The organism is Sandaracinaceae bacterium (assembly GCA_020633055.1).
In the GTDB taxonomy this organism is placed as follows: Bacteria; Myxococcota_A; Polyangia; order Polyangiales; family Houyiibacteriaceae; genus JADJJE01.
In genome coordinates this window covers 243797-252714 of the sequence record JACKEJ010000013.1, presented here as the reverse complement: position 1 = coordinate 252714, position 8918 = coordinate 243797, and the positions used below count along the sequence as shown (strand labels likewise).

Sequence of the window (8918 nt, the reverse complement as noted above, 5' to 3'; positions counted from 1 at the left end):
GCTCGTGCGCGCGATGCTCGCAGCGGGGCTGGCCGAGAAGCTGTAGGCAGTTCGCACATCCAATCGTGCCGAAGTTGCAGCCGGCCGTGGTGGCGATATCTCGCCGCATATGGCAAGATGCTGCCGATAGCCCGGTCGACTGGGACGGGTGACCGTCCGTATTTCAAGCACTTCGCGGGTGGCGCGAGACCGGCACGGTCTCTGCTCTCTCTAGGTCGTGAGATTCACGCGAAGGAGCACAGATGGCCCGTCTCTTCTACATGTCGCTGCCCGGTGTTGGGCGGTGGGACGTCACGATGAAGCAGGTCGGAGCCCAGCTCCGACCCTACAGCGACTTCCTGTGGACCGCGAAGACCGCCGCCCAGGCGCGCAAGCCCGTGCTGACCTGGCGAGCGGCAACCAAGGCAGAAGCCCGAGAGTTCCAGACCCGACTCGACGAGAGGTGGGATCAGCAGGCGCGGAAGGCTCGCCGGTCCTCGAAGCGGCGCGATCGGCACGTCCGCCAGAAGCCTGCGGGCGTTTGGGTCGTGCTCGAGCCGCCGCCGTGGCAGCCCGAGGAGCCCGACGACACCTTCGACGCCTTTCTCGACGCAAAGAGCGTTCACGAGGACCCGCGCTGCGGCCGGAATGCTGAGGTGGTGCGGCTGGACTACGACCGAGAAGGACGAGCGCTCCTCCTCGACCGGCTGCCCGAATCGTACCGACCGGCCGACCTCGAGGACGAGCCCCCACCGCCCACGGCCGCGAAGCCCCATGGGGACCTCATCTGGTTGCGGCCCAACACCTACACCCTGGAGCGGCAGATCTATGCACTCCGCGACCTGGACAACGCCCCGAGCCCGCGGCTGGCACCGCTCATCCGGTTGGTCTCGACGCATGCACAGTGGCCGGATGTCGAGCCGGCCCCGCTCGATGAAGATGCCTGGCACTTCCTGAAGCGGGGACAAGATGGCGGCCTGCGCGATGGAACCGACGAACAACGCCGCTTCGTGGCCATCGCCCTCGGCACCCAGGACTTCGCGGTCCTGGAAGGTCCACCCGGTTCTGGGAAAACCACCGCCATCTGTGAACTCATCGTCCAGCTGCTCCAGCAGGAGAAGCGGGTCCTGCTCGTCGCATCGACGCACGTCGCGGTGGACAACGTGCTGGAGCGGCTGATCGCCTGGCAGGACGGGCTGACTGACGAGCAGAAGCTGGTGTTGCCCGTGCGGGTCGGCGAGGAAGACCGCGTTACGTCGGACGCGATCGTGCCCTTCACGCTGAAGCGGATTCGTCAGACCTGGCGGGACGAGCTCGGCGACTTCTTCGACTCGCCCGGCGACGTGTCCCCCGAAGGCGCGGCGGCTCGGCGGATGCTGAAGGAAGCACTCGGGAAGGCTGGCAAGGAGATGGAGTCGCCGCTCATGCGGCTCATCCTCGACTCGTCGAACCTCATCTGCGGTACGACGATCGGGATCCTGCAGCACCCGGCGATCAAGCAGGCGAACCGAGGTGGCGACGGCTTCGAGCCGTTCGACGTGATGATCCTCGACGAAGCCAGCAAGACGACCTTCAGCGAGTTCCTCGTCCCGGCCCTGCACGCTCGCCGATGGGTTGTCGTGGGCGACATCAAGCAGCTGTCCCCCTACGTCGAGGAGGTGGACCTCTCCGAGAACATCCGGGGGCTAGTTCCGCCGACCAACGCGCGGGCTGCGGCACACGCGTTCACCGCGTCCCTCAATGGTCCGCGCCAGGTGCGCAGTCTACTGGCGCTTGGGGAGGGCGAGGCCGAGATCGCCAGCGCCGAAGCCTCAGCCCGGGATGCTCGCTTCGTCGTCCTCGATGGCGTGCAGGCGGCGACGCTCCGGGGCGTGTCGCGCGCAGTCCCCGAGCTTCTTTACGCGGACCTCGTCATGGGGTCGGCCTCGGCGATCCAGAGCTTCGAGCACCGCTTGCCTGCGGACCTCCTTGTCGAGGGCGGTGATGTGCCTGCGCTGCTCGATTGGCGGGCTGCGCGCCGAGCCGTCGTGGTGTCGGAGCGCAAGCAGAAGCGGTACGTCGACCTGTCCGAAGATGTGGACTGGGCGTCGGAGGTCGCTTGGCGCTTGGTGCGGTCCTACGAGCTTCGGCAGAACGCCGCCGAGAAGCGGCGGTACGTCGAGGAGGTCGGCGGACTGCTTCCCGTGACGCTCGACACGTCCTGGTTCGAGTGGCGGAAGTCGAGACCCCGGAAGAACCGGGAGAACGGAGACTTCGAGAGTCCGCGTGAGGCGCTGGAGCGCGAGCTCGGCACGATGCGACGCGTCGCAATGCCGTCGATTCTCGAGCTGCTTCAGACGGGCTTCGAGCGCCTGCCTGGGTGGGATCAAGGCGTGGCACTGACTGATGGCCTACCGCCCGACGCGCTGGCCCAGAGGCTGGTGTCGTTGACGTTCCAGCACCGGATGCACTCACACATCTCGGCGTTCCCACGGCAGCAGTTCTACACATCGACCACCGGCGCCGAGCTCGGAGAAGAACACCGCCGGTGGCTGGACATGTACGGGACCGAGTACCGCCACGACCAGGACTTCGTGCTGTCCCCAGTCATCCTCGGGCCCCTCGAGCGCGCACGGAAGGCGTTCAGGGAACAGCAGACTGCAGCGCTGCTGCGTGACGCGGCCGGTCTCGATGCGGCCCGCTCGTGGACCTACAACCGCTACGCCCGCCGTGCCCTCTGGCTCGAGGTCGACCCGGGGCGGCGACGGAGCGGGCGGAAGAACAGCAGCCTGGCCGAGGCACGCAAGGTGCTCGAGGAGCTCCGGGCGTTTGTGGACTGGGCGGCCGCCAATCCGCGTCGGGACGAGCACGGAGCGCCGAAGCCCTGGGAAGTCGCGGTGCTGACCTTCTACCGGGGACAGGAGGCGCTCCTGCGCGACGATCTCAAGCGCGAGAGCGGCCAGTTCGGAAACACCCGAAACTTCCGGCTCCCCAAGGGCGCAGCCACGCCGGCGGTCACTGTCACCCTGTGCACGGTGGACCGCTTCCAGGGCCACGAGGCGGATCTCGTTCTCTTGTCGTTCGTGAAAAGCGGTTCGGTGGGGTTCCTCAACAGCCCGAACCGTCTGAACGTGGCGCTGACCCGCGCCCGCTACCAGCTCGTGCTCGTCGGGCACCGGTCGTACTTCGCATCCGATCGGTGCCGATCGCCGCTGCTTCGCTCTCTCGCGGATTCCAAGTTCTACCACGGCGACATCGGTTGGGAGGTCGAGGCGTGATCAATCTTCAGCGCAGCATCCGTGTCCGGACCTTCAAGACCGAGGCCACCGTCGCTGTCGGTCGCGATCGCCCCGAGTTCCTCGCGGTCGCTCGGCTCGCCGCCGACCTGCGCCATCCCATCGGCGGCCGGGACATCGCCCGCGAGCTGCTTGGCAATCTCCCTGAACAGGTCGGGTGGCGCGTCCTCGAGCGCGCGCTCGCGCTCGGGCTGCTCGAGCGGGAAGGCCACCGAGGCCCCGCAACGCTCTCTGACTCCGGGCGCACCATGCTCGAGCACGGTGCGGTGCTTGTGCCCGAAGAGGGCGTGTGGCGGTTCTACCTCGTCGAGGACGCCCTGGTCTCGTCGCCGCTCGTTCATGTGCGGCGCCTGGACGCCGACCACGCGAAGGCGGAACGGGATCGACTCTACAAGCGGGGGCGGGGCGACCGGCCAGAGCCGGGCCGGCGCCCCCCTCGAGCCCTGACCGACATGGAGCGGATCCTCCTCCGATCTGTCACGGACGGGAGCGGGTTCGAGGTTCGCGACCTTGGCGAACGTGGAGAAGAGGGGCCGAGTGGCGAGCTCGTCGTGTCGCTGCAGTGGACACCGGGACAAGCGCCGAGAGTCTGGCTCCGCGGCCGGTTGCCCTCCGAGGAGGGTGGCAGAGCGGAGTCTGTGGACATGGCGCTGCCGATCCCGGCTGGGCTGGAGGTCCTCTCCTACGACGACGTCTGGTTTGCGCTGGTCTCGAGCGCCGCAGGTGTCCGACAGGAGCACTTGATGGACTGGCAGCAGCGAGCCGGCGCGCTGGTCCTGCCCACCAACATGGAGCGATGGCCTACCGCAGTCCGACGTTCGTTCATGACTGACCTGCAGGTCCCAGCCGTCTCTGTGGGCGAGATCGGGCAGTTCGACACCACCCGGCTCGAGGGTGTCCCGCTGGTCGCGGAGTCCGACGCTGCAGCTCAGCAATGGGCCGAGTGGCTGCTCTGGGACGGCATCTCGGCGTATGTCGTGCCGTCCGACATCGACCGAGCTCGGCACGCGGTCCGAGGGCAGTTCCCACTGCATCGGCCGAATCTCCCTGACGCCAACGAACTGCTCCGGCGCGCGCGGTCGGCACCCCAGGACCGAACCGCACGATTCATCCTGGCCCCCGCCGACCTTGGACTTTGGAGCTGAACGATGATCGACCCAATTCGTCTCTCCCGCGTAGTCGCCGTCGACGAGCCCCTGCCTCCGGTCTGGGTTCGGACCCGCCCCACGGAGCCCGACCGGACGGAGCAGGTCGGGGAGTCCATCATCCGCGTGGGCCCCGACGAAACGCTCCGACGAGCGCTCGCCGGATCCATCGATGCAGCGTCCGAGGTCGTCCTGGTGGCGTCGTTTCTGCTCTCGGACGAGATCCTGGCCAACGCCATGATCCGGGCCGCCCAACGCGGAGTTCGCGTCTACGTGCTCACCGCGTCGGAGACGCGCCTGGCCACCGTGGTGCGCGAGGACGACGGCTTCGAGGCTCGGATGGTCGAAGAGCACAAGCAGCTCCTCGACCGTCTCGCAGGCCATGTCCTCCTGCGCTCTGCCGAGCACTTCCATGCCAAGCTGCTCGTGACCGACCCTGCGTCGAGGCCGGCTGGGTGGATCTGCACTGCCAACTTCAACAAGGCGCTCCAAGAGTCGGTGGAGCTGGGCGTCAAGCTCTCGCCGAACGACGCGGAGGACCTCGCGGCATGGTTCTCCTGGGTGTTCTGGACGGAAGCCGAGCGAGAGCTCGCGGGGAAAGGGCGGCTCGCCAAGGTCGGTGCGCCGCCGGGTGAGCCGCGACGCCCGCAGGCTCGCCGCGTGGTGGCGACTGCACGCGGTGAGGCGAGCCTTCGGAACGCGGCACTCGAGCTCATCCGCTCGGCCCGACGCCAGCTGTTGGTCGCGAGCTACGGACTGGATGCCGACCACGACGCCGTCCTTGCGCTCGAAGCCCGCGTGAAGGCCGGCGTCCGGGTCACGGTCCTGACGCGGCCGCGCCCCGCCGTCTCGGAGGCGGTCCAACGGCTGGTGGCGGCCGGAGCTACCGTTCTGGCCCACGACAAGCTCCACGCGAAAGCCATCGTCGCGGACGGCCAGGCCTTGGTCATGACGGCCAACCTCCAGGCTCACGGGCTCGACGACGGCTTCGAGGTGGGGGTCCGCCTGGACGCCGAAGCCTCCGAAGCTCTGGCGTGGGCGCTGAGCGACTGGGAGCAGCGGTTCCCTTGGCGCTTCGAGGCCGCCCTCGAGCGGAGCCAGCATCTCGGAGAGGTTTGCCTCGCCAGCGAGGGGCTTCGGACTGGGCGGCGCACGGTGGAGGAGGAGCACGTCGTGGGCGTCGCCGAGGTCGTCGCCCCTTCCGCTCTGGATCTCGACGGCGCGGGCGAGCCCGCGTTGGTGCCGCCCCGTGAGAAGGAGCGGTTCTACCAGCGGATCCGCTACGAGTGGGAGGTTGTGCCGCCCCGGCTGCCGAAGAAGGCCACGGAGCTGCGGCGAGAGGTCATGCGGACGAAGCGAGGCAAGGACGGCAAGGAGAAGGAGGTCCAGGTCAAGGAGCCCTACGATCCGCCGGTCTACTCGCACGGTGGTCGCAAGCTGGTTCTGCTCGCGTCCCCCGACAAGCTCGCCGCCGCCCGACAACTCGCGAAGGAGCTGGACGCCGTGGTGGTGCTGCCATGACGGATACCGCGACTGCCGTGTTGGTGAGCTGGGTGAGCGTCGGCCACCAGGCTGCCCCGCTGCTCACCGCGATCGCGAGCCCCAAGAGCCCGCTTCGCGGTCGGGTCGGCCGCCTGTACCTATGCTGGCGAGACGCTCCGTCGCCCGATGGGGACCTCGAGCGCGAGGCGCTTCGCGAGACGGCGAAATCCCTGCGAGCCGAGCTGGCGCCGATGTGCCCGGAGATCATCAAGGTCGCGTGGCAGACGGACGCGTCCCCGACTGACCATGCTGCGATTCGGCCGTTCGCAGAAGAGGTGCTCACCAAGGCCCGCGCCGAGAACCCCGACGCGCTGATCGCTATCCACCTCTCGCCTGGCACGCCCTCGATGCATGCGGTCTGGCTCGTACTCGGCACGACGGGCTTCGTCCCGGGCCCGATCGAGCTCCTGCAAACGGCGGACAAGCGCGGGCAGGCCGCCGGCCACCCACCAGTGAAGTTCCTGAAGTTCGACCTCGATACCTGGCTCCGGCGCTACCGTGCGTCGCGCCCGCGGAAGGTGGGGGACGACGACAGCGGGCACATGTGGGACCCCGCCAGGGTCAAGAGCCCCGCGCTGCGTGAGGCGCTCGCGAAGCTCCAGGAATGGGCGCCGCTACGTGTGCCTGTTCTCCTGGTCGGCGAACGCGGGACGGGGAAGACAACGCTGGCGAATCTCCTGCGTTCGATGAGCCCCTACCAGAAGGCCCAGAAAGGGGGCTGGCCTGCCGTGGTGTGCGGCCAGTTTCGCGTCAACCCGCAGCTCGCTCGGTCGGAGCTGTTCGGGCACGTCCGCGGCGCCTTCACCGGCGCGACGCGCGACCGCCAGGGTCTGCTGGAGCAGGCGGACGGCGAGACGCTCTTCCTGGATGAGATCGCCGACATCGATAGCGACACGCAGCGGTTGCTGATGGCAGCGGTCGAGGGGAGAGGATTCCAGCGGCTCGGTGACGAGAAGGTCCGGCAGTCTCGTTTCCGCCTCGTCTGCGCGACGAACCGCCCGATCGCCGACCTCCGCGGCGGCCTGCTCGACCGCGACTTCTACGATCGCATCGCCGTCTTTGTCCTGTCCGTACCGCCGCTGCGTCAGTGCACCGAGGACTTGCCGGACGCCTGGAGGGCGGTGCTCGTGGCGTCGACTGCGACGGGCGGGATCAAGCCGGATCAGTGGGAGAAGTTCTGCGACCACCCGCGTCTGCTCGCCGAGATCAGCCGGCACCCGCTACCAGGGAACTTCCGCGACCTTCAGCGTGCCGCCTACCACCTCCTCGCAGCCCTACACGCCGACCGCGATGAGGACCAGGTCATCGACGCCGCGGTGTCAGGCCTCGGCGTGCCCGAGTCCGATCGGCACGCCATCCCGTCCTCGACCGATCTGGCCGGGGAGCTGCCTCTGGACGACCTGCGCGCCCAGATGGAGGCGTACGAGACCGCGTGGCTGCAGGCCGCCATGCGCAAGGCGTCGGGCAACAAGTCCGAGGCCGCCAGGCTCCTGGGCCTCCCGCGCAAGACCTTCGAGCACAAGCTCGGCAAGGCAGGCGGCGACGGATAGCCGAACTCGGCGATATCTCGCCGGACGACGCCTACACGCCACCATCAAGACTCAATAGGGACAGGCAGTTGCGCGTGCCGCCAGGTCGGCACGATGGGTGCGCTGCATTGGGTTCGACATCCACCCCTGACGGAGGAGCCGATGCCCACGACAGCAACCCCCATCTCCATCAACTTCCACCTCTTCAAGCCGTGCGATGCGCGGTGCGACTTCTGCTTCGCGACGTTCCGCGACGTCCGCGGTCAGCTGACCACGGCGGACGCCCGCCGCGTGATCGATCAGCTCCGCGCGGCTGGCGGCCAGAAGATCACCTTCGCCGGTGGCGAGCCGACCCTGCACCCCGACATCGGCGAGATCGTCGAGCACGCCAAGAAGGTCGGCTTCGTCACCGGCGTGGTCACGAACGGCTCTCGGCTCGCCGACCTCATCGACAACCACGGCGACGCCCTCGACTGGGCGGCTCTCTCCGTGGACTCGGGCTGCGAGGAGACGCAGGCGGCTCTCGGCCGCGGGCGGGGAGGCCACGTCCAGCGGTCGGTGGACCTCGCCGATCGGTGCCGCGAGCGCGGCGTACGCGTGAAGCTCAACACGGTCGTCACGGCGCTGAACTGGCACGAGGACATGATCGGCCTCGTCCGGCGCATCGCGCCGGAGCGGTGGAAGGTCTTCCAGGTCCTGCGCGTCGTCGGTCAGAACGACGGGCGGGTCGAGCCGCTCCTCATCACCCCCGAGCAGTTCCGGGCCTTCGTCCTGCGCCACGCACACCTCGAAGCCGAGGGGTACGCGGCGATCGCCGAGGACAACGACGCCATGACGGACTCCTACGTCATGGTCGACCCGCTCGGCTGCTTCTTCGGCAACACCGGCGGCGTCCACCGCACCAGCCCGCCCATCCTGGACGTCGGCGTGCGCGCGGCGCTCGCGGCGGTCCGCTTCGACGAGGCCAAGTTCGAGGCGCGCGGGGGGAGGTACGCATGGTAGTCGCTGCGCACCGAGTCGCCGTCATCGGCGGCGACGGCCGCCTCCGTCCGGGGCTGGTCGAGGCACCTGAGGTGGTCGTCTTCAAGAGCCCGCGCGATGGCGGCAACGGAGACGCTCGTCGCCTCGAGGCCGCGCTCCGGGCGGGCTCCTTCGGCACGCTCATCGTCCTCACCCGATGGAACAGCCACTCGGAAGCTGAAAACCGCACTCTACCGCAAGCTCAGGGGTCGAAATCGGTATTCGTCCGATGAGAACACACCCGTCTCCAGGTACCGAGGTGCAGGCCGTAGTCACTGAAACTCCACTGCCAGTCCGCTCGCGTTCGCCACCGACGAAGCGCCCGAGCGCCCGCAGATTTCCGCCCGCCGCGTGTCCCACTCGCCAGAGTCAACCAGGTGCTCTTTGGTGTTAAGCGCCGCTGGCGTCTCCAGGTGTCTCGGCCCGCA

6 protein-coding genes are annotated in these 8918 nt (G+C 68.5%); 5 read left to right on the top strand and 1 reads right to left on the bottom strand.

Features of this window, described 5'->3' with window-relative positions:
* Positions 1–242: 242 nt before the first annotated feature.
* Positions 243–3236 carry an AAA family ATPase gene (locus H6726_29035; GenBank protein ID MCB9661725.1) on the top strand — a complete coding sequence of 998 codons (2994 nt, stop codon included), beginning with the start codon at positions 243–245 and terminating at the stop codon, positions 3234–3236.
* Here the strand turns inward: H6726_29035 and H6726_29030 are convergent.
* Positions 3200–3466: a hypothetical protein gene (locus H6726_29030; protein MCB9661724.1), complete on the bottom strand. Its 267-nt coding sequence runs from the start codon at positions 3464–3466 to the stop codon at positions 3200–3202. The two genes, H6726_29035 and H6726_29030, sit on opposite strands and share 37 nt — an antisense overlap.
* A 432-nt stretch (positions 3467–3898) precedes the next feature.
* Between H6726_29030 and H6726_29025 the strand changes: the two genes are divergently transcribed.
* The 4 genes from H6726_29025 to H6726_29010 all read left to right on the top strand — a co-directional run bounded on the left by H6726_29025 (position 3899) and on the right by H6726_29010 (position 8472).
* Entirely contained in the window at positions 3899–4399 is a 501-nt protein-coding gene (locus H6726_29025; protein ID MCB9661723.1) for a hypothetical protein, read from the top strand.
* Between the two features lie 3 nt (positions 4400–4402).
* A complete protein-coding gene (locus H6726_29020; protein MCB9661722.1) occupies positions 4403–5920 on the top strand; it encodes a phosphatidylserine/phosphatidylglycerophosphate/cardiolipin synthase family protein in 1518 nt (505 codons plus the stop codon).
* A gap of 32 nt (positions 5921–5952) precedes the next feature.
* Complete coding sequence (locus tag H6726_29015; GenBank protein MCB9661721.1) at positions 5953–7491, top strand: sigma-54-dependent Fis family transcriptional regulator; 1539 nt, start codon at positions 5953–5955, stop codon at positions 7489–7491.
* A 141-nt stretch (positions 7492–7632) separates the two neighbouring features.
* Complete coding sequence (locus H6726_29010; protein MCB9661720.1) at positions 7633–8472, top strand: radical SAM protein; 840 nt, start codon at positions 7633–7635, stop codon at positions 8470–8472.
* Positions 8473–8918 lie beyond the last annotated feature (446 nt).

What these genes read in the sequence shown, in the direction of transcription:
- H6726_29035 (MCB9661725.1), top strand. Translation starts at nt 243, where the DNA reads ATGGCCCGTCTCTTCTACATGTCGCTGCCCGGTGTTGGGCGGTGGGAC.
- H6726_29025 (MCB9661723.1), top strand. Translation starts at nt 3,899, where the DNA reads ATGGCGCTGCCGATCCCGGCTGGGCTGGAGGTCCTCTCCTACGACGAC.
- H6726_29020 (MCB9661722.1), top strand. Translation starts at nt 4,403, where the DNA reads ATGATCGACCCAATTCGTCTCTCCCGCGTAGTCGCCGTCGACGAGCCC.
- H6726_29010 (MCB9661720.1), top strand. Translation starts at nt 7,633, where the DNA reads ATGCCCACGACAGCAACCCCCATCTCCATCAACTTCCACCTCTTCAAG.